The 19,227-nt window shown below is 38.7% G+C and carries 17 protein-coding genes and 1 pseudogene; 12 read left to right on the top strand and 6 right to left on the bottom strand.

The features are described 5' to 3' along the window. Nucleotides 1-65 precede the first annotated feature (65 nt). Nucleotides 66-1,040, bottom strand: coding sequence for a helix-turn-helix domain-containing protein (locus tag FRZ67_RS11635; RefSeq protein ID WP_147189726.1), 975 nt, complete (start codon nucleotides 1,038-1,040; stop codon nucleotides 66-68). 161 nt (nucleotides 1,041-1,201) lie between these two features. Here FRZ67_RS11635 and FRZ67_RS11630 point away from each other — a divergent pair, with 161 nt between their 5' ends. Genes FRZ67_RS11630 through FRZ67_RS11615 form a run of 5 tightly spaced genes read left to right on the top strand, consistent with a single transcriptional unit; the run spans nucleotide 1,202 to nucleotide 4,278 of the window. Next, entirely contained in the window at nucleotides 1,202-1,546 is a 345-nt protein-coding gene (locus tag FRZ67_RS11630) for a hypothetical protein (protein WP_147189725.1), read from the top strand. Nucleotides 1,547-1,549: 3 nt separating this feature from the next. Continuing rightward, nucleotides 1,550-2,203 (top strand): hypothetical protein, encoded by a 654-nt coding sequence (locus tag FRZ67_RS23415; RefSeq protein ID WP_158638362.1) that lies wholly within the window; start codon nucleotides 1,550-1,552, stop codon nucleotides 2,201-2,203. Then, a complete protein-coding gene (locus FRZ67_RS11625) occupies nucleotides 2,131-2,910 on the top strand; it encodes a sensor histidine kinase (RefSeq protein ID WP_158638361.1) in 780 nt (259 codons plus the stop codon). Before FRZ67_RS23415 ends, FRZ67_RS11625 begins: the two co-directional genes overlap by 73 nt. Continuing rightward, the gene (locus FRZ67_RS11620) at nucleotides 2,903-3,562 is read left to right on the top strand and encodes a response regulator transcription factor (RefSeq protein WP_147189723.1); all 660 of its coding nucleotides are present in this window, start codon (nucleotides 2,903-2,905) and stop codon (nucleotides 3,560-3,562) included. The genes FRZ67_RS11625 and FRZ67_RS11620 overlap by 8 nt, the downstream gene beginning before the upstream one ends. 32 nt (nucleotides 3,563-3,594) lie before the next feature. Then, nucleotides 3,595-4,278, top strand: coding sequence for a hypothetical protein (locus tag FRZ67_RS11615; RefSeq protein WP_147189722.1), 684 nt, complete (start codon nucleotides 3,595-3,597; stop codon nucleotides 4,276-4,278). 93 nt (nucleotides 4,279-4,371) lie between these two features. Here the strand turns inward: FRZ67_RS11615 and FRZ67_RS23925 are convergent, their stop codons facing one another. From FRZ67_RS23925 to FRZ67_RS11595, 5 genes and pseudogenes are all read right to left on the bottom strand, one after another. After that, the gene (locus FRZ67_RS23925; protein ID WP_374728505.1) at nucleotides 4,372-4,599 is read right to left on the bottom strand and encodes a type II toxin-antitoxin system death-on-curing family toxin; all 228 of its coding nucleotides are present in this window, start codon (nucleotides 4,597-4,599) and stop codon (nucleotides 4,372-4,374) included. 126 nt (nucleotides 4,600-4,725) lie between these two features. Then, nucleotides 4,726-5,052, bottom strand: a pseudogene (gene rhuM, locus FRZ67_RS23920) (RhuM family protein); the annotation flags it as partial. A gap of 11 nt (nucleotides 5,053-5,063) precedes the next feature. Continuing rightward, nucleotides 5,064-5,243, bottom strand: a complete 180-nt coding sequence (locus FRZ67_RS11605; RefSeq protein WP_147189720.1) for a virulence RhuM family protein — start codon at nucleotides 5,241-5,243, stop codon at nucleotides 5,064-5,066. A 2-nt stretch (nucleotides 5,244-5,245) separates the two neighbouring features. After that, on the bottom strand, nucleotides 5,246-5,614 hold the full coding sequence (locus tag FRZ67_RS11600; protein WP_147189719.1) for a virulence RhuM family protein: 369 nt from the start codon (nucleotides 5,612-5,614) through the stop codon (nucleotides 5,246-5,248). A 992-nt stretch (nucleotides 5,615-6,606) separates the two neighbouring features. After that, nucleotides 6,607-7,536 (bottom strand): 3-keto-disaccharide hydrolase, encoded by a 930-nt coding sequence (locus FRZ67_RS11595; protein ID WP_147189718.1) that lies wholly within the window; start codon nucleotides 7,534-7,536, stop codon nucleotides 6,607-6,609. Nucleotides 7,537-7,841: 305 nt separating this feature from the next. Between FRZ67_RS11595 and FRZ67_RS11590 the strand changes: the two genes are divergently transcribed. From FRZ67_RS11590 to FRZ67_RS11560, 7 genes are all read left to right on the top strand, one after another. Then, a complete protein-coding gene (locus FRZ67_RS11590; RefSeq protein WP_147189717.1) occupies nucleotides 7,842-8,432 on the top strand; it encodes an RNA polymerase sigma factor in 591 nt (196 codons plus the stop codon). 58 nt (nucleotides 8,433-8,490) lie between these two features. After that, complete coding sequence (locus FRZ67_RS11585) at nucleotides 8,491-9,618, top strand: FecR family protein (protein WP_147189716.1); 1,128 nt, start codon at nucleotides 8,491-8,493, stop codon at nucleotides 9,616-9,618. 394 nt (nucleotides 9,619-10,012) lie between these two features. Then, a complete protein-coding gene (locus FRZ67_RS11580; RefSeq protein ID WP_158638360.1) occupies nucleotides 10,013-13,264 on the top strand; it encodes a TonB-dependent receptor in 3,252 nt (1,083 codons plus the stop codon). A 12-nt stretch (nucleotides 13,265-13,276) separates the two neighbouring features. After that, the gene (locus FRZ67_RS11575) at nucleotides 13,277-14,764 is read left to right on the top strand and encodes a RagB/SusD family nutrient uptake outer membrane protein (protein ID WP_147189715.1); all 1,488 of its coding nucleotides are present in this window, start codon (nucleotides 13,277-13,279) and stop codon (nucleotides 14,762-14,764) included. Nucleotides 14,765-14,788: 24 nt separating this feature from the next. Next, nucleotides 14,789-15,625 (top strand): LamG domain-containing protein, encoded by an 837-nt coding sequence (locus FRZ67_RS11570; protein ID WP_147189714.1) that lies wholly within the window; start codon nucleotides 14,789-14,791, stop codon nucleotides 15,623-15,625. Between the two features lie 266 nt (nucleotides 15,626-15,891). Further along, a complete protein-coding gene (locus FRZ67_RS11565) occupies nucleotides 15,892-17,565 on the top strand; it encodes a glucoamylase family protein (RefSeq protein WP_147189713.1) in 1,674 nt (557 codons plus the stop codon). A gap of 207 nt (nucleotides 17,566-17,772) precedes the next feature. Next, the gene (locus FRZ67_RS11560) at nucleotides 17,773-19,149 is read left to right on the top strand and encodes an endo-beta-1,2-glucanase (protein WP_147189712.1); all 1,377 of its coding nucleotides are present in this window, start codon (nucleotides 17,773-17,775) and stop codon (nucleotides 19,147-19,149) included. The last annotated feature ends 78 nt before the right edge of the window (nucleotides 19,150-19,227 follow it).

Here is a 19,227-nt window from a genome sequence, read left to right as displayed (position 1 = left end):
TGATATGAGTACGCAAGCTATTCCAGCTTTGTTATGATTTTTTAATTAACTGTTGTGAAAAAAGGCTATGAGCTTTTTTTCCTGAGAGATGAAGGCGTGATATGAAATCGGTTTTTAAAAGCCTGACAGAAATTGGCAGCGTTACTATAGCCACAAGCATATGCAATTTTCTTAACGGGCACCTGTGTTTCGACCAGCATATTCCATGCGCTCTGTAATTTCCAATTCCTGATATAGGACCCCAAGGATACGCCGAATACTTTTTTAAATACTCCTGATATCTTGTTTGAACCGTGCCCGCTCTTACGCGCAATTTCGCTGATTGAAAGATGCTGCAACGCACCAGCATGAATGATATTTTTAATATCATGTGCAAATGAGAAGACCTGACCGGTGTGTGCTATTACCTGTTGTTTTTGTATCTGGGAAAAAGCAAGATGAATCAATGCAGCACAGAGCTCAATGCAAACCTGTTTCAAATCTTCTGTAAAAGGAGCTTGTGTTATTCTTTTTATGACATTGAAAAAAGAAGCATGCATAAAAAAAGGCTGTCTACCGAAAATAAAAGGAGCCCGTTTGTTGAGCTGCATTCTTTCGCCATGTAGTTCCGGATAAAGGGCGAGCCTTGATACGACATCTTCTACCGCAGGCATTAAGATAAATATTACATGGTCTTTTACTGCCGGCATTTGTAATTGTGCCTGCATTGCAGGATGGGAGACAACGATAAAATGCCCGGCCCTGAGTTTTAGCTGACCTGCATTCTGTATGGTAATGGAATGCTCTCCTTTTAAAACAAAATAAAAAAAGACAGACGGTTCAGGTTTCGTAATAAATGCTTTTACAGAATTTACTGCATACATCATTGCGTACAAAATGACGGTATTACTTACTTCTATAAACTGTGTTGCTGTTTGTATTTCGTTGTTATCAATGATTTCACTTTCGTGGCGTGGAATATACCACTGCGCAAAACGCAGCGGTGGCAGAAAGGATATAAGGGCGGTGTGATTATGTTCGATGGTTAACAAGGGTTTCATGAGATTTCATTTTAGGGAACTGACGCAATGATAAAATATGCGGCAGTATTATGCAACAACTTTGGTTAAAAAGCGTACCGGTACGGTATTCTTTGCGTACCGGTACGCGGGTCTTTGCAACTGATTCTGATTAGTTTGCGTGTACTAAAAACGTAATTTATATGAGCGAAAATTCTATCCAACATTCTATCAGTTTGCAACAGGCAATTGATATGACCACACTTTATCGCGCCAACCGCCCGGCAGCATTTCCTATTTGCGAGACATTCGAAAAATCATCCGTGCTAGCCTTATTGTCTCATGTTGATGCTGCTTACCTGCGTGTTTACTATGGTATGAAAGCCTCGGGAGAAGTGGATGCGATACTGGTAGTGGCAAACAGTGAAAACGAAGATATTCTCTCCGAAAGCGACACAAATGAGATAGATTCAACAGAAACGCTTATTTTAGAGGACGGGTTCAGGTGTCCACAGTATTGCCCACCCTCATCACCCTTAAATACATAGTTAATGACTGCTTTCAGCATTCATGAGATATTAAACCTAAGTGTACTTTTTGCTGCATTTGCTGCGGTTTACCGTTTCAAACTTTTCAAAACAGCAGCGGCTCCTTTTTTACTGTTGCTATGGTTAGCCAGCTTCAATGAATTACTCAGCCTTTTTCTGATTTTGCAGGGGAAGCCAAATGCACTTAATGGAAACATTTATGTGCTGTTGGAATTTATATTACTATGCTACCAATTCAAGTGTTGGGGGAGCCTGAAAACAAATTTCTTTTACCTGATTATTTCAGCAGGCTTTATGATCTGGATCTCAGATAATATTTTTTTGCATCATCCTGATAACAATAATTCAATATTCAGAATTGCTTATTCGCTGGGAGTGGCTTTGTTAGCGATCGATCAAATAAACAGAATAGTAATTCTGGAAAGAGGCAGACATGATGCACAACCCATTTGCATTATTTGTATTGCGTTGTCACTTTATTTTGGATTTAAAACTTTTGCAGAAGTTTTTAATCTTTTTGATCTTGGACTCGATAAAATATTTTACTACTACTTATGGTTTACCCTGTCGGTAGTAAATGGTGTATGCAATATATTATTTATGACGGGCATTTTATGTTTTCCCAGGAAGCAACCATTTATATTACGATATTATTAGCGTTCTGTGTATTTGCCGGTGTAGTTGGTTTCTTTGTGATGACATTGTTTAAGTATCAAAAAAGAATAAACAAGTTACAAGATGCCCAAATACGCGCAGATGTACTAATGCTTGAACAGGAGCGTTCGAGGATGGCTTCAGAATTACATGATGAATTCGGGGCTTATGTTTCTGTTATTAAATACAAACTTCAAAGCCTGGAGTTAAAGGAGAACGATGATCTTTTACTAATAAGTGAAGCGGAGGCTATTATTGATGAGATGATGCTGAAGATAAGGCAACTATCATACGATCTTATGCCCATGCTGCTGGAAACGAAAGGGCTTCGCAGCAGCCTTGATGAGTTTATCAACCTTTTAAAGCAGGGCAAAAAATTTACCGTGCATTATGTTTACGAACTTACACATGTGGAGAAGGAAAAGACAATTCATTTTTTCCGAATCATACAGGAAGCGCTGAGTAATTCTGTAAAGCATGCCAAGGCAACAGAGATAAAAGTGATGATGTATGAGAGCAAACATGCTCAATATATTGAAGTGTACGATAATGGGAAAGGATTTGACAAGCAAGCTATTTCGCGTCGCCAAAAAGGGTTAGGGCTTCTGAATATCCAAGCCCGAACCCAATTATTAAAAGGAAAGATGTTCCTGGAAACTGCTCCGGAACAGGGAACGCATTATACTATTGAAATACCAAAGGATGAGTAAAACGATCAACATTGTGGTAGGAGATGATCATGAATTATTCAGGGATGGTTTGAGGGCCATGCTGGAAAAGGATGGCACCATAAAAGTAATTGGAGAAGCCAGTAACGGGGCGGAACTCATAACATGCGCTGAGGCATTGAAACCACATGTTGTTCTGGTAGATATCATGATGCCGGAAGTAGATGGCGTAAAAGCTATTTCAATTCTTACCAAACAAGAGATTCCTTATAAATGCCTGGTGCTTTCCACTTTCAGTAACTCACAGATGATCGTGAATGCACTCGAGGCAGGCGCATTAGGATATGTTGTTAAAAATGCTGCGAAAGGAGAAATTGCAGAAGCTATAAAAAAAGTGCATGAGGGATATCCTTACTATTGCAGGTCTACAGAAATGGCCCTGACAAAGCTTATTGCAAAAAGTAATTTTAATCCTTACGACAGAATTAATAAACCCATTTTTTCGGAAAAGGAAATTGAGATCATAAGATATATCTGTGAAGGAAAGAAGAGTGAAGAGATAGGGAAGCTGGTGCATTTAGGTACGCGAACAGTAGAAGGGTACAGGCAAAAGATATTAGAGAAAATGAATGTGAACACAATAGCAGGTGTTGTTATTTATGCCATAAAGAATTATTTGTACAGAATAGATTAGCCAGATAATTTTTTCAACCAAATCCAATAACTATGCAATACCCTCTTGAGGGGTTGACCCTTGCTTTGGGCAGCACGCTTATGTCGAATGACAAAAGTTGTATACCAGATACAACTGAGGGTATTTCCTCTTTAAAAATTGCACTATTAAAATTATTTGAACAAATTCCTTTTGCGCTTTGTGATTACTTAGCCACTGCACAAAATGAGCAACAGGCAGCCTATATGCTGCATGCTTTAAAAATATCATTGTATCATATTGTGCATACCCTTTCGACTTATAAAGAATTGGCGGTCTCAGCTGATCATCAAGCTTTCAACAACCAGGCTGAATTGTATGATTACGCCATTGAAGAAACCAATAAACTAAATGTATTTCTGTGTGCGTATTTTACTAATCTCCCATCATTCTCTATTCCGTCATACGCTCATCCGGCAAAGCTTTTATCAAAAGATACCGACAGCATTTTGCAAACCAATCTTTCTGTACCTCAACTTGCATTGTTTATGCGATTGCTGGTTGAGAGCGGTGTTATTGCAGAACGCAATAATATTACGCAACTTACCAGTAAAGCCGCAGCGATCCTGCAAACAAAAAAGAGCAATTGTATCTCTGCAGAAAGTTTACGTATTAAATACTATGCACCAGAAAAAGCAGCGATCAATATTCTTAAAGAGTATGTAAGCCAGATGATGCAATTATTGTGCAGGTATTGAGCTGAATATTTTATTATTCACCTGTAGTTTTATCTGCATAAGATCATCTTTTCTTTAAGATATAGCCCTTCTGAAACCACAGTAGTACTGAGATCATATCAAGGCGTAAGAATGAAATGCAAAGTATGCAGCGTAACAAAAAACAAACAAAAATGCAGCAATGCGTTTATTGCCATCTGTAAAAGAATGATTTTTTACTACGAAATATAAAAGATGAGCCCCTTTTTCTTCTACCGAAGGATACAAATCTTTACCATCAAAAGTTTGATAAATGCCGTTCAGCGAACCTTTGAAGGATTTGTCTTTTTCATTGCCAAACAATGCAGAACCGCCGAATTTATTTTTCAGACCTTCAATAGCTTTTATTGCCTCTTTGTAAGAAATGCGGAATACTTCTTTACTTTTTGATTTTTGGATCTTTAATGCCTGGTGATCATATTTATCCAGGATATCCAGTGCCGTTGTGAAATCATTTAATACTTTTAACAAGCCCTGTGCTTCGCTGCCTGAAATTTCTTTTGCATGTGCAACTTTATCAAACAACTGAATGGCTTGCTTTAATTCGCTAAAACGGTTTTCCGCTTCCGCCAGTCGCTTTTCGTTGATAGCATAGCCTTTTACTAAATAATCGTTTAATCGCTGAGTGGCCCACTGGCGAAATTGAGTGCCCTGCTTTGATTTTACACGGTAACCTACAGAGATGATAACGTCCAGGTTGTATAGTTCAAGTTTTCGGTTTACGGTTCTTTTTCCTTCCTTTTGAACTGTCAAGGAATCCTTGACAGTTAATTTTTTTGCAACTCACCTTCTTTATAGCAATTATTGATGTGAAGACTAATATTTTGTTTTGTTTGTTTAAATAAAGAGGCCATTTGCATCTGACTGAGCCAAACAGTTTCTCCATCAAACTGAACTTGTACTTCCGTTTGATGTTCAGGGCTTTTATAAATTAATATTTCATTCATATTCAAGCGGCTGTTTTAAAGTTTGCCGGATAATCTTTTAAGCGCTGAGTGGCCCACTGGCGGAATTGGGTACCACGTTTGGAATTTACCCTGTAGCCTACGGAAATGATCGCATCAAGATTAAAGTATTTTATATTCCTGGTTACCTTTCTTTTACCCTCTGTTTGAACTACCGAGAAAAACTCGGTAGTTGACTTTTCAATTAACTCCTGCTCCGAATATATGTTTTTGAGATGAAGGCCAATAGTGTTGGAATCTTTATCAAACAATTCAGCCATTTGTTTTTGGGACAGCCAAACCGTTTCATTTTCAAGATTAACCTGCAGTTCAATTTTGTTATCAGGCGATTTATATATTTCTATTTCATTCATTTTCGTTCTTAGCTGTCAGGAAATTCCCCACTATTGAATGTAACAATTTATTATTGCCCTACCCGAAATCCCTTTTTCCTTTGCCAGTTCCCTCAGCAGGTTATTGCAATACACTTCTAACGCATAAACTGTAATTATGGAATTATTTTTATAGAAATTTTTGTACCAAACTGTATTGCTGCTATTAAACTTTACTTGCGTCGCACTCTTGTGCTTTTGTATTTCTATTCACCATTGTCTGAATCAGAATTTAAATGATTAAAGGGTTTTCAGAATTTTTATGCGCTATCAATCCTGTTAATTTTAAAATCCTGAAAATCCTGATGCAGACAATTATTAGGATTTGCAGGATTATTATATTTTGGATGGAATACCTTCTTGTACTGTATACTAATCTGAAACGTCCCTGCCTTTGCACAAAACCATGAAGGAGACGTTTCAGCGAAAAGAAGTTGAACTTTTGCGATCCGTCGGAGAAAAAATTGACCTATATTATCTTCAAAGAATAATTCAATTCAATAAGGATATTAGGTTTAAATCTACGATTTTAAAGAAATGGCATTATTAAGTTAAATAATATTAAATCCTTATTGTAAAAACGCCCAGAACATTATGTTGAAAGTATTGACCTATCTTTTCTTGTCAATTGCAGCAATACTCTGTCAACTTCATTAAAGCTTACTCATTTTGCCATGTCGTTCTTATTGCTTCGCATCTTCTTTCTTCGTCCGGTTCAAAATAAATTTCATGCGATCAACCTGCACACGAAATTTAGGAGTGTATATTTTGTCTCCACATAGTTACCCGAAGGGAACTTTGTGGAGACGCAAATCCAACTCTACGCTGAGTCCCTTTCAGGTGACTCTGCTGAGACGAAGAACAGAGAAATTATGCAGACAAGCTTTGCAGCGGAAACATATTCTTCGGTAGAAGAGCACAAGCGTGCGACGCAACAGAAGCGTTATACTTATTTTATTGCCTGGCTAATCAAACTATTTTGCAGGCGTAATAATAATATTCCTGTATTCTATCGGGCCATGATCTCCCTGTATCAACAATGGCCCGGCTTCTGCTTCTTTACTATCAATTGCGCCGCCGGTAATACCCGGAATTTCGCGATTGCAAATAACAGTCTTGCCGTTGGCAACCAGGGTTATCATCCTGCCAACTAATGTGATATCATAGGTCTGCCATTCACCGGGATCTTTTGCCATCATTTCACTTGGTGTAATAAAGCCATATACGGCACCAAACAAACCGGCCTCAGGTTGCATGCCTTTACTATCTATAACCTGCACTTCATAACGTCCACGTAAATACACACCACTGTTACTACCTTTCGGATAGCGAAATTCTATATGCAGTTTAAAGTCTTTGAAAGTTGCATCAGTAACAAGGTTAGCGCCTGATTTCGGACTACGTAATACGCCATTTTCTGCAAGCCATTGATTATCGCCCAATGCATGCCAGCCTGTTAAGTCTGTACCGGTAAAAAGCTTTACCGCGTTTCCCCAAACAGGCTCTCCATCTCTGTGTAATAACGGTGCACGCACAGCGGTATATTTATATGTTTTGCTATCGGGAAAAGTTATGGTTCCTGTCAATTGATTGTCTTGCAAAGTGCCTTCCAGCGAAAGATCATTCGCGCCTTGCTCCCATTGGGGTGGAACAGAGAAACTGATCTTATTATTTTCAAAATTTACTTTTGAAACCGGCCTTGCACTTCCCACATTAACTACAACATCGCCTACCAACGTGTGCAATCCTGAGTGTCTTACTTCAAGCCAGCCGGGAGCAGGTTTGCCATTCATATCAATCGTTATATCCCAGCGTCCTTCAATGACAGAAGGTGTTTGGGCAAAACAAACCGTTGATAAAAAAGTGCAAAGCAAAACGGCGAATAATAAGTTTATCCTTTTCATAAAGCATTTTTAAAGAACAGTCAAGGTACTTATAAAAATAAATAAGAAAAGAATGTTTTTGTATGGGCCTTCATTCATGAGCATCGCCTGTTGCGTCGCACACGGAAGAATGATCCGGAATAAAATTAAAAGATTGCAGGTATTACCTATACTTACTTAAATCTTACCATCAGGCAGTTACAAAATAAAGAATTAAAGTTTGCGCTAACGTATGTTAGTGCTTAAATTGCGTTACGAATAATTTTTTTCGGATTATTTGAAACGATTTATTCAAATTTGTTCAGGCTTTACTACTGCTTGCTACAATGATAAATGATCTGCTTAACATACAACAGGGCATTGCTAATGGCAATGAATTGATGCTTGGAGAATTGTATAAACTCTTTCACAAAAAGCTGCAGCATTTTTCAAGAGCAATAACAAGAAGCGATGAAATTGCAGAAGAAGTGGTGGATGATGTTTTTGTTAAGTTATGGAACAGGAGAGGAAAAGTTGCAGAGATAGAAAACATCACCGTTTATTTATATATAGCTATAAAGAATCAATCATTAAACGCTTTATCCCGCAAAGCGCAGCAACTTGTATCTGAATCATTCGACTACCTGGACATAGAAATTGAAGAAGCGATAGGGGATCCGGAAGTATTAATGATCACGGAAGAAATGATGCATCGAATGCAAAAGGCAGTCGAAGATCTGCCACCACGCTGCAAGATGGTTTTTAAACTGGTAAGAGAAGATGGATTAAAATATAAAGAAGTTTCTCAAATACTTAATATCTCGGTAAACACTATTGATGTGCAAATGGCTATAGCCATAAAACGAATTTGCACGGCGCTTCAGCTTGAAAAACCAAAACGCAATTTTACTTCCACCGCCACCGAAAAAAAAGTGTAATTTTTTTTGTCTTCACTTAGTAGATGATTTTTGATTGCATGTCTATTACCTCTGACGAATGCAAGATCAAACCTCAAATAACGGCTTATGGTTTTTGATAGCCCGCTCTTTAAGCGGTGAAGCAACTTCTGTTGAAGAAGAGCAATTGCGCCAGGCATTAATGAAGGATATTGCATTACAGCAACAATACGACCTTATGAAACGTATGTGGCATGCCGGGGATAATCAAAGCGCTGCCAATACAGACGAGGAAGAAAAGAAAAATATTACCCGTATTCTTCAGTTGGCAAAAACAGAAACTCAACCCAGCGATGAAATTCCTTTGATCCAGATAAAATCACGAAGAAGATACCTGTATGTGTTAAGTGGTGTTGCAGCTGTTTTAATTTTAGTGGTGCTGGGCTGGTTTATAAATAACAGCAACACAAAAAAAAGTTTAACAAGTAAGGCAAACAATACACAAAACCTTGTGGCAGCAAACGGCAGCAGAACAAGAACCATTCTTCCCGACGGTTCAACTGTATGGTTAAACGCGGGTTCTCATATTTCTTTTGCCGAAGATTTTTCGGGTAAAACAAGAGAGGTTGTTCTTGATGGTGAAGCATATTTCGATGTGGTAAAACAACCGCAACGCCCCTTCATCGTGCATGTTTCAGGATATGATATAAGAGTATTGGGAACAGCATTTAACGTAAAATCATATCCAAAAGATAAGACCGTAGAAACAACTTTGATCAGGGGCCTTGTGCAGGTAACCAAACAAGGTGTGAACCTGCAAAAACCAATTGTATTGCACCCCAATCAAAAACTTATTGTTGACAAGTTTGCAGCGAATATTCCAAATAACTTGCCTGATAATAATACACCGCTAACCAACCAGGTTGACCCAAAAGACTTCAGCATAAGGAAACTAGATACTTCTATACAGGAAAGTGAAAGAATAGAAACAGCATGGATCTATAACCGTCTTCAATTTCGCGGAGACAGTTTTACAGACCTTGCAGATAAACTGGAAAGATGGTACAACGTGAAAATAATTTTTGATGACGAACGGGTGCAGCAATTGAATTTCACAGGTTCTTTTGAGCAGGAGACGATTGAGCAGGCCTTTGCAGCACTAAAAACAGCAAACGCGTTCAACTACCGCATAGAAGGAAAGGACATTCATGTATATTCTGTAAAATGATCTTTGATGAAGTTGCTTTTTATTGATCGGTGAGCCAAAGTGCAGTGCAGCCATTATGCTTTTGTTGCGTCGCACTCTTCAACTTGCAATCTCTGTGGAGCAATTACAGGCAGACAATTATTTTTTGAATGAAATATATCATCGTCAGGCGAAATCTTTTTAGACAAGTAAAACTTAAATCAATGAGACTACTACTGCTTTTTTATGAAAACGACCTGCATCCCAAATAAAACAAGAAGCGGAGAATGTTGGCGCATTCCCCGCTAAAAACAGGTTTAACGTGTGTGTATAACCATCTGCCGGTGCAGATGGATTGTTTAACCTTTAATTCTAAAATATGAAATCTTTTCAGGTTGCTAAAAAAAATCCGTTTTTCTTAAAATTATTCCTGGTTATGAAACTGACGGTTGTTTTGGTAATGTTCTTTTGCCTGCAGGCTTCGGCTGATGGTTTTAGCCAGCAGAAGATCAGTTTAAAATTCAAAAAAACTGAAATAGCAGACATTCTTACCTCAATCGAAAAACAGACCAGCTACAGGTTCCTTTATAACAATGACCTGTTAGACCTAAAACAGAAAGTAAACTTAAATGTACAGGATGCCGAGCTAAAAGAAGTGCTCAACCTGATGTTTACAGATACTGACCTGTCATATGAATTTATGCAGAATAACCTTGTTGTAATAAAATCTGCAGATGGGGGAGCTTATGAAGTTAAAGCTATTGTTACAGGTAAGGTTACGGGCGAAAATAACACTGCACTTTCCGGCGTATCTGTTCAGGTAAAAGGCACCAACAAGGGAACTGTAACAGACGCACAAGGCGTTTTTACAATAAATGCAAATGAAGCAGATGTTCTCGTATTCTCGTATATCGGTTATGAGACACAGGAAATAGCTGTAAGCGGAAAAACAGAAATTAATGTAACAATGGTGGCTTCAAACAAGCAGCTGGATCAGGTGGTGGTTGTAGGCTATGGAACACAAAGAAAGATAGATGTAACAGGATCTGTTACACAAATAAAAGGAGAAGAAATTTCCAAACAGGCCTCTATAAATCCCATCAGTTCATTACAGGGAAAAGTTGCTGGTGTTCAAATTACCAATTCAGGAGCTCCTGGTTCGTCACCTCAGATTCGCATCCGTGGTTTAGGAACGGTATATGGAGATCCCAATCCATTATATATTGTAGATGGGGTCTGGTATAACGATATCAGTTTTCTTAATCCTGCTGATATTGAAACCCTGAGTATTTTAAAGGATGCATCAGCAGAATCTATCTATGGAATCAGGGCAGCAAACGGGGTGGTCTTAATTGCAACCAAAAAAGGAAAAGCGGGGCAGGCTCTGATAAACTATAGTGGCTATGGCGGTTGGCAAAGTGTTACAAACCAGGTAAAAATGGCTAATGCCACAGAATATGCTACACTGATCAATGAATTAAGTGAACGAAACGGAGCTGAACCAGTATATGACGATCCTGCTTCCTATGGAAATGGTACAGATTGGTATCATCAAATTCTGAGAAATGCATCTGTAAATAATCATGCTATATCACTTACAGGTGGCTCTGAAAAAAACTCCTACAGTTTTTCATTGGGTTATTTGAATCAGCAGGGTGTTGTTGAAACCAATGATTATACCCGTTATACGGCTTTACTTAGAAATGATTTTCAGCCTTTTGAAAATTTAAAGCTTGGATATAGTGTCACCGGCGCTTTTAGTAATTCAAATGACATACCAGGCGGTATTTTTCACCAGTTGTTTTCTGCTGCACCCGTTGTACCCGTTTATTATGCTGATGGCAGCTATGGTGATCCAAATGATTACAATGTTGGAGATGGTTCTAATTTTAATCCACAGGTCACAATTGATTTCTTCAATCAGAAGTCAAAAAATTACAGGTTAAACGGAAATGCATATGTTGATTTAAAGTTCCTTCAACATTTTACTTTTCATACAAGCGTAGGAGGTGAATATGGTGAAAGTGAAGTGCGCAACTATTTGCCTGTTTACAAAGCAACCTTAAAACAGCAGAATAGTACAAGCCAGTTATCTATCCAGCGTGCAGAAACCAGAAACTGGATTCTGGAGAATACACTTACTTATGCAAATAAATTTGGCGATCATAACATCACCGTATTGGCAGGCCAGGCAGCTCAACGTTATAAATCTTATGGTTTAACGGGAACCGCTTATAATGTTCCCTTTAACAGCGAAGGTGATCTATACCTGGCGCTGGGTGATGAAGGCAGCAGAAATGTAGTGGATTATGGAGATCTTTCAACTATTGCATCCTACTTTGGAAGAGTAAACTATTCTTTCAAAAACAGGTATATGCTTAATGCATCTATACGCGCAGACGGGTCCTCTAAATTCTACGGTGATAACAGGTGGGGTTATTTTCCGTCAGTGGGTGCAGGTTGGGTAATTAGTCAGGAATCTTTTATGCAGAATCAGAAAATTTTCGATTATCTTAAATTACGCGGAAGCTGGGGTAAAATTGGTAATGCTTCTGTTCCTTCCAATCTGTCTGTTTTAAAAGTTACCCAGGAACCATATTTAACGGCCATTTATAATAATCAGCCTTATACAGGCGCAAGTATTACAACACTTGTACCGCCTACTACTTATTGGGAAAGAGGAGTTGGAACAGACATTGGCCTGGAAGCTTCATTTCTTAATAAAAGACTTTCTATAGAAGCAGATTTTTATAACAAAAAAACAGAAAAAGCTATTTTCGATATCCCGGTTTTAGGCTCATTGGGTACAAGCTCGGGTTCTATAGTTGGTAACCAGGCAGATTTTCAAAACCGCGGGTTTGAATTTTCCGCTACCTGGAATTCAAGTTTAAGCAAGTCATTGTCTTATACTATCGGAGGCAATTTCAGTATTAACAATAACAAAGTATTGTCTGTTTCAACAGGAGCTAATCCGATTTACCAGGCTGTTGGTACAACCGGCTCAAACAACTTTAACACTATTACGGTAGTTGGGCAGCCAATTGGAGCGTTTTATGGGTACCAGGTTACCGGCGTTTTTCAATCGGATGAAGATGCTGCTGCTTCCCTTCAATCTACTGCCAAAGCGGGAGATTTTATTTACAAAGATCAAAACAATGATAAGGTTATTGATGGGAAAGACAGAATCGCCATTGGTAATCCAAATCCTAAGTTTACATATGGTTTAAATACTACCTGGAATTATAAACAATTTGACCTGACGATAGATCTCCAGGGCGTTGCCGGTGTAGATATTTATAATGCAAATCTTGGTTTGCGTTATGGCGGGGAAAATTTTACAAAAGACTTTTATGATAATCGCTGGCATGGGCAGGGCACTTCTAATTCATATCCATCCGCAAATATTGGTGGTGGCCAAAATTACCTGGCTAATTCATTTTATGTTGAAAGCGGTAGTTATTTCCGTATCAGAAATGCGCAGTTAGGTTATACAATATCTCCTGATTTTATCAATAAATGGAAAATAAAGAAACTCCGGGTTTATGCAAATGCACAAAATGCATTGAACTTCTTCAACTACAAAGGCTTTAGCCCTGAAATTGGTGGTACACCTACCAGAGCAGGTGTTGATGTAGATGTGTATCCACTATATGCTACTTACAATTTTGGCGTAAATCTTACTTTCTAAAAAATTAGTTGTATGAAAAATATTAATAGTAAATCTTATTTACGAACTATTGGGCTTTTTATGGTCTTAATAGTTTTTTCGCTCACTGCGTGTAAGAAAAGTTTTCTGGATGTTGCTCCACAGGGCCAGCAACCAAACGAACAATTCTGGCAGTCTGAAGCAGATGTAACAAAAGCGGTTAATGCAGTATATGGAAATCTTCGTAGCTGGACAGAAGTTGCTTTTGCGCCAATCGCTGTTGAAAGTCTTGGATCAGATGATGCAGAAAAAGGAAGTGATGCCCAGGATGCAACATTCATGAATGATTTCGACAATTTTACTGCCACATCAACCGAAGGCCAGTTACAGGATTTTTGGAACGGTCAATACCAGGAAATAAATTTATGTAACCAGGTATTGGATCATATAGATACCATTCCAATGGACGATAATTTAAAAGCCCGTTATATAGGCGAAGCAAAATGTATCAGGGCCTATTCATATTTCAGATTGGTTCGTGCATTTGGTGATGTGCCACTAAGGCTTCATTTGCCTGTAGATGCTACAGAATTTAATATACCCAGAACACCTAAAGCTGATGTTTATGCTGCAATTGAGCAAGACCTGGCAGATGCAGCATCCGTGCTGCCCGTAAGTTATACAGGTGAAGACATAGGCAGGGTTACAAAAGGATCTGCATTAGGGCTTCACGCAAAGGTTGCCATGTATCAACAAAAATGGCAGGATGTATATGACCTTACCACACAGGTAATGGGTTTGGGAGTCTATTCACTTTTTCCTGACTACCAGGAATTGTTCCGTATAGAAAATGAAAATTCATCAGAGTCTGTTTTTGAAATTCAATGCGCTTTGATTCCGGGTAACCCTGATGCATCCAATTCCCAATATTCCCAGGTGCAGGGTGCACGTGGTGTAACGGGCGGAGGCTGGGGTTTTAACGTCCCAACGCAAACCCTTGCTGACGCTTTTGAAACAGGTGATCCACGCAGAGATGCAACCATTCTTTTCAGGGGCGAAACAACACCGCAGGGAGATGTTATTCCTTTAACAGCTTCAAATCCTATGTACAATCAAAAAACTTATGTGCCTTTTAGTTTGTATCAATCAGGCTTTAATGAAGGTTGCCAGCAAAACGTTCGTGTGCTCCGCTATGCTGATATTTTATTGATGAATGCTGAAGCAGCAAATGAATTAGGTAACACAGCTCAGGCATTAAGTTCACTTAATGCAGTTCGTGCAAGGGCAAGAGGTGATAATGAAGAAATTCTCCCGGATGTTACAACAACGGACCAGGCTTCTTTACGCACAGCAATATGGAATGAAAGACATGTAGAACTTGCAATGGAATTTGACCGTTATTTTGATGTGATACGCCAGGGCCGCGGAGCAGAAGTATTCGGCCCTAAAGGATGGAAGGCCGGTAAAAACGAGGTGTGGCCAATACCTCAAAATGAGATTGACCTGAGTGCTGGTGTGCTTACACAAAACACCGGTTATTAATTTTTAACAACAAAAGTTATTACGATGAAAACAGTAAATATAAAGCCGGTGTTGTTGCTGATACTTTGTGCAGCATTCGGTTTGTCTTCCTGCTATAAAAAATTTGATACCAGTTCGTATGCACCTGCACTTTCAATTGGTGGTTATACAGGTGCTGATGAAATTGCTCCTTCAAATTTGGTTGCGTATTTCCCTTTTGATGGCGACTACGCTGATAAGGTATCCGGCACAGCAGGTGTAAACACCGGCACAAGTTTTTCAGGAGGAATTAAAAATCAATCTTTAAAAGGCGGGCTTAATTCTTATGTGTTATTTACTCCCGGTGCTTCCATTACTACAATGCAAAGTTTTACCATCACCTATTGGGTTAATAGCCCGGCTCCTTCAACAGGAATTATAGGTTTGGTAAATCTTGCAAACACAACCGGCTTTTGGGGAAACATAGACATGTTTTTTGAAAACGGCAGTACAAATTCAAATGGAATTTTAAAAGCACATATTACGAATGGGCCGGTAGATTCATGGGTTGTAAAAGATGGACTTGTTAACCTTTTCGATTCATGGAACCACATCGCACTATCATATGATGCAGGCACTACTACTTTTAAATTATATGTAAATGGCTCTCCTGTCACAACAAATGTTGTGGACGGGTTTGGACCATTGCAGTTTACAAATACAGGCAATATTGTTATCGGATGTGTACAGTTTCAAACAGACCCCAGTCAAACTTCGGCTACAACCGCTCAGGACTGGGCAAGTTATTTAACCGGCACGATGGATGAAGTTAGAATTTACAACAAGGCATTGGGTGATGCTGACATTAGTGCATTGGTAAAGCTGGAAGGCCGCGGTAAATAAAATTTTGTTTTAGCAATCAGTATATGGGGTTGCCGGAAATTATCCTGGCAGCCCCTTTGCATAAATGTTCCATAATGTACAGAACGTACAAGAGTGCGACGCAACAAAGTTTAATGGCAGTTGAAAAGCCTGGCTCATAAAATATTTTTTTGTTATCGTCTTTAGAATAAATATGAAGCTTTCATTGTCTAACTTCTTCCGGTGGAAGAAGGTCTCACTTTTACTGCAGTGCATGGTTGAGCTTTAAATATTATAAATAATAATTCATGACGAAGTGTGTAAGCATATTGCGTTCGGTCATCGTATCATGTTGCGTATTGTGTGCATGCAGCAAAGGTGGCGGTTCAGATCCAACACCGCCTGTTGTGCCGCCTTCTTTTAGTTTCAGCAGCCTTAAAGTAAATGATGCCTCAAATGGTTTTACTTATTACAACATTCCTAATTCAACAATTTTAAAATTATCATTTGGTGCAGGTGTAGATTCAACTACAGTAAAAAATAGTGTTGCATTTTCAAACAGTAACGGAGCATCTGTAAGTTATGCAGCAAGCTATGAAAATGGCGATAGTACCATTGTTATAAAACCTTCATTACTTGATTACATTACAAAATATACTGTAGTTGTAAGCACATCATTAAAGTCTAAGGAAGGCGGAAGTTTGCGCAGCGGCGTTTCTGTTAATCTAACTACACAAATAGATTCATCAGATAAATTTCCGCGCATAGGCGATGATGCATTACTCGATCTTGTACAAAAACAAACATTCAAATATTTCTGGGATTTTGGTCATCCTACAAGTGGCCTTGCAAGAGAAAGAAATTCGTCCGCCGATGTTTGTACAACAGGAGGAACAGGCTTTGGTATCATGAGTATGATCGTTGCTGCCAGCAGAAATTTTGTTTCGAGGGCTGATGCACTTGCACGTATTCAAAAGATCGTGAGCTTTTATAAAAATAATTGCACAGCCTATCATGGAGCGTTTGCACACTGGATAAATGGTGCAACCGGCGCCACTATTCCATTCAGTGATAAAGATGATGGTGCAGATCTTGTAGAAACTTCTTATCTCATGCAGGGATTACTTTGTGCAAGACAATATTTCAATGCTGCAGATGCAGCAGAAACAACGCTAAGAAACGACATCAACACATTATGGAATGCCGTGGAGTTTACATGGTTTCAAAAAAGCAATGAAAATGTTTTGTACTGGCACTGGAGCCCGAATTATAACTGGGATATGAACTTCCCAATTCACGGCTGGAATGAAGCGCTGATTGTATATGCATTGGCTGCATCATCCAATACACATGCAATAACAAAAGATGTTTATGATAATGGCTGGGCACAAAATGACGCAATGAAAAATGGTAACATTTATTATGGCATACAGCTTCCATTAGGCCCGGCGTTTGGCGGACCATTATTCTTTGCACATTATTCTTTTCTCGGCATAGACCCACATGATCTTACAGACGCTTATGCAAATTACTGGACACAGGATACCGCACATACAAAGATCAATTACAACTATTGTGCAGCTAATCCAAAAGCTTACAATGGGTACAGTAAATTATGCTGGGGACTTACGGCAAGTGATCAGCAAAATGGCTATGATGCACATGCACCAAACAACGATAACGGAACCATTTCGCCAACTGCTGCAGTTTCATCATTGCCTTATGCACCAACAGAATCAATGAACGCATTGAAGTTTTTCTATTATACACTCGGCGATAAATTGTGGGGAGATTATGGTTTTGTAGATGCATTTAATCTTACCAACATTTGGTTTGCAGATTCTTACCTTGCCATAGACCAGGGCCCGATGATCGTGATGATAGAAAATTACAGAACCGGGTTGCTATGGAATTTATTTATGAGTTGCCCGGAAGTAAAAACAGGTATGACGAATTTGGGATTTCAAAGTCCGAATTTATAAAAGAAAATTTTTGTTACGGGCTTTCGTATGTATAGCATCACCGGTTGTGTCACTCACTTCGGCGTTCTGAACTTTGCTGAGCAAAGATTAAAGCGTACAAGCGTGCGACGCAACGAATGCTTAATATGACATGCTAAAGATGGGCCACAAAAAATTATTTACCATAAAAATTCATCTTAAAGAATAATTGTTATAAATAAATTATTTATGAGAACGCTTTCATTTTGTTTAGCTGTTATATTGTTGCCATTGCTTTCCTGCGAACAGAAAAATTCTAACAATGAAAAGATTGCTTCAGCAAATGATCTTCCAAAAAATCTAAGCGATTCTGCATTGCTCGATAGCATTGAACACAGAACGTTTGAATTTTTCTGGAGTGGCGCAGAACCTAATAGCGGTATGGCTCCTGAGCGAATCCACATGGATGGAGATTATCCTGATAAAGACCAGCACATCATTGCAACAGGCGGCAGTGGTTTTGGTGTAATGGCAATTCTTGCAGGTATTGAAAGGAAATATATAACAAGAGAGCAAGGCTTGCAACGTTTTGAAAAGATCATTTCTTTTTTAGAAAAAGCCGATCGTTTTCATGGAGCATTTCCACATTGGATCAATGGTGAAACAGGACATGTAAAACCATTCGGTCAAAAAGATAATGGTGGCGATCTTGTTGAAACATCTTTTTTATTCCAGGGGCTGCTTTGTGGTCGTCAATATTTTAAAGATGGCAATGATGAAGAAAAAAAATTATCATCACGTATTGATAAACTTTGGAAAGAGGTAGATTATAACTGGTACAGGAACGGTGGTCAAAATGTTTTATACTGGCACTGGAGCCCGGATTATGCATGGCAAATGAATTTTCCTGTGCATGGTTATAATGAATGTTTGATCTTTTATATCCTTGGCGCATCATCACCAACGCACGGTGTGCCTGCAGAAGTTTATCACCAGGGCTGGGCGCAAAATGGTGCGATTAATAAAACTACTTTTTATAAAAATGATACATTGCATTTGCATTACCAGGGAGATCCGCCACATGGTGCATCGTTGTTCTGGGCGCATTATTCTTTTGCAGGATTAGATCCCCATGGATTAAAAGATAAGTATGCAGATTATTGGAAAGAGATGACAAATCTTTCGCATATCAATTATCAATGGTGTGTTGATAATCCAAAACAGTACAAGGGTTATAGTGACAGCAGTTGGGGATTGACGGCAAGCTATTCAATAAAATTTTATGCAGCACATGCACCTAATGATGAAAATGATCTGGGTGTAATTTCTCCAACGGCTGCTATTTCTTCAATCGTATATACGCCACGGGAATCAATGGCCGCTATCAAGCATTGGTACACTGATGATAGTTTGCGCAAAGTAATTTTAGGTAAGTATGGATATTATGATGCATTCAGTGAAAACTTTGGTTGGTATAAACCATGGTATCTTGCCATAGACCAGGGACCGGAAGTGGCGATGATAGAAAACTACCGCAGTGGTTTACTTTGGAAATTGTTTATGAGTTGTGATGAAGTGCAGAGTGGTTTAAAGAAATTAGGGTTTGAAAGTCCTTATATAAAATGATTGCCACAGAGAGCACAGAAACACAGAGAAAGTGTAAAAATTAAGTTATGTGTTGCTGTGTTTTCAGTTGCAAAAATA

It is taken from the genome of Panacibacter ginsenosidivorans, from assembly GCF_007971225.1.
Taxonomy (GTDB): domain Bacteria; phylum Bacteroidota; class Bacteroidia; order Chitinophagales; family Chitinophagaceae; genus Panacibacter; species Panacibacter ginsenosidivorans.
This window is presented reverse-complemented; position numbering and strand designations above follow the sequence as displayed.

Excerpts from the sequence above, each read along its gene's own strand:
- FRZ67_RS11635 (WP_147189726.1), bottom strand. The coding sequence starts at position 1,040 with ATGAAACCCTTGTTAACCATCGAACATAATCACACCGCCCTTATATCC.
- FRZ67_RS11630 (WP_147189725.1), top strand. The coding sequence starts at position 1,202 with ATGAGCGAAAATTCTATCCAACATTCTATCAGTTTGCAACAGGCAATT.
- FRZ67_RS23415 (WP_158638362.1), top strand. The coding sequence starts at position 1,550 with ATGACTGCTTTCAGCATTCATGAGATATTAAACCTAAGTGTACTTTTT.
- FRZ67_RS11625 (WP_158638361.1), top strand. The coding sequence starts at position 2,131 with ATGCAATATATTATTTATGACGGGCATTTTATGTTTTCCCAGGAAGCA.
- FRZ67_RS11620 (WP_147189723.1), top strand. The coding sequence starts at position 2,903 with ATGAGTAAAACGATCAACATTGTGGTAGGAGATGATCATGAATTATTC.
- FRZ67_RS11615 (WP_147189722.1), top strand. The coding sequence starts at position 3,595 with ATGCAATACCCTCTTGAGGGGTTGACCCTTGCTTTGGGCAGCACGCTT.
- FRZ67_RS11605 (WP_147189720.1), bottom strand. The coding sequence starts at position 5,243 with ATGAATGAAATATTAATTTATAAAAGCCCTGAACATCAAACGGAAGTA.
- FRZ67_RS11600 (WP_147189719.1), bottom strand. The coding sequence starts at position 5,614 with ATGAATGAAATAGAAATATATAAATCGCCTGATAACAAAATTGAACTG.
- FRZ67_RS11595 (WP_147189718.1), bottom strand. The coding sequence starts at position 7,536 with ATGAAAAGGATAAACTTATTATTCGCCGTTTTGCTTTGCACTTTTTTA.
- FRZ67_RS11590 (WP_147189717.1), top strand. The coding sequence starts at position 7,842 with ATGATAAATGATCTGCTTAACATACAACAGGGCATTGCTAATGGCAAT.
- FRZ67_RS11585 (WP_147189716.1), top strand. The coding sequence starts at position 8,491 with ATGCAAGATCAAACCTCAAATAACGGCTTATGGTTTTTGATAGCCCGC.
- FRZ67_RS11580 (WP_158638360.1), top strand. The coding sequence starts at position 10,013 with ATGAAACTGACGGTTGTTTTGGTAATGTTCTTTTGCCTGCAGGCTTCG.
- FRZ67_RS11575 (WP_147189715.1), top strand. The coding sequence starts at position 13,277 with ATGAAAAATATTAATAGTAAATCTTATTTACGAACTATTGGGCTTTTT.
- FRZ67_RS11570 (WP_147189714.1), top strand. The coding sequence starts at position 14,789 with ATGAAAACAGTAAATATAAAGCCGGTGTTGTTGCTGATACTTTGTGCA.
- FRZ67_RS11565 (WP_147189713.1), top strand. The coding sequence starts at position 15,892 with ATGACGAAGTGTGTAAGCATATTGCGTTCGGTCATCGTATCATGTTGC.
- FRZ67_RS11560 (WP_147189712.1), top strand. The coding sequence starts at position 17,773 with ATGAGAACGCTTTCATTTTGTTTAGCTGTTATATTGTTGCCATTGCTT.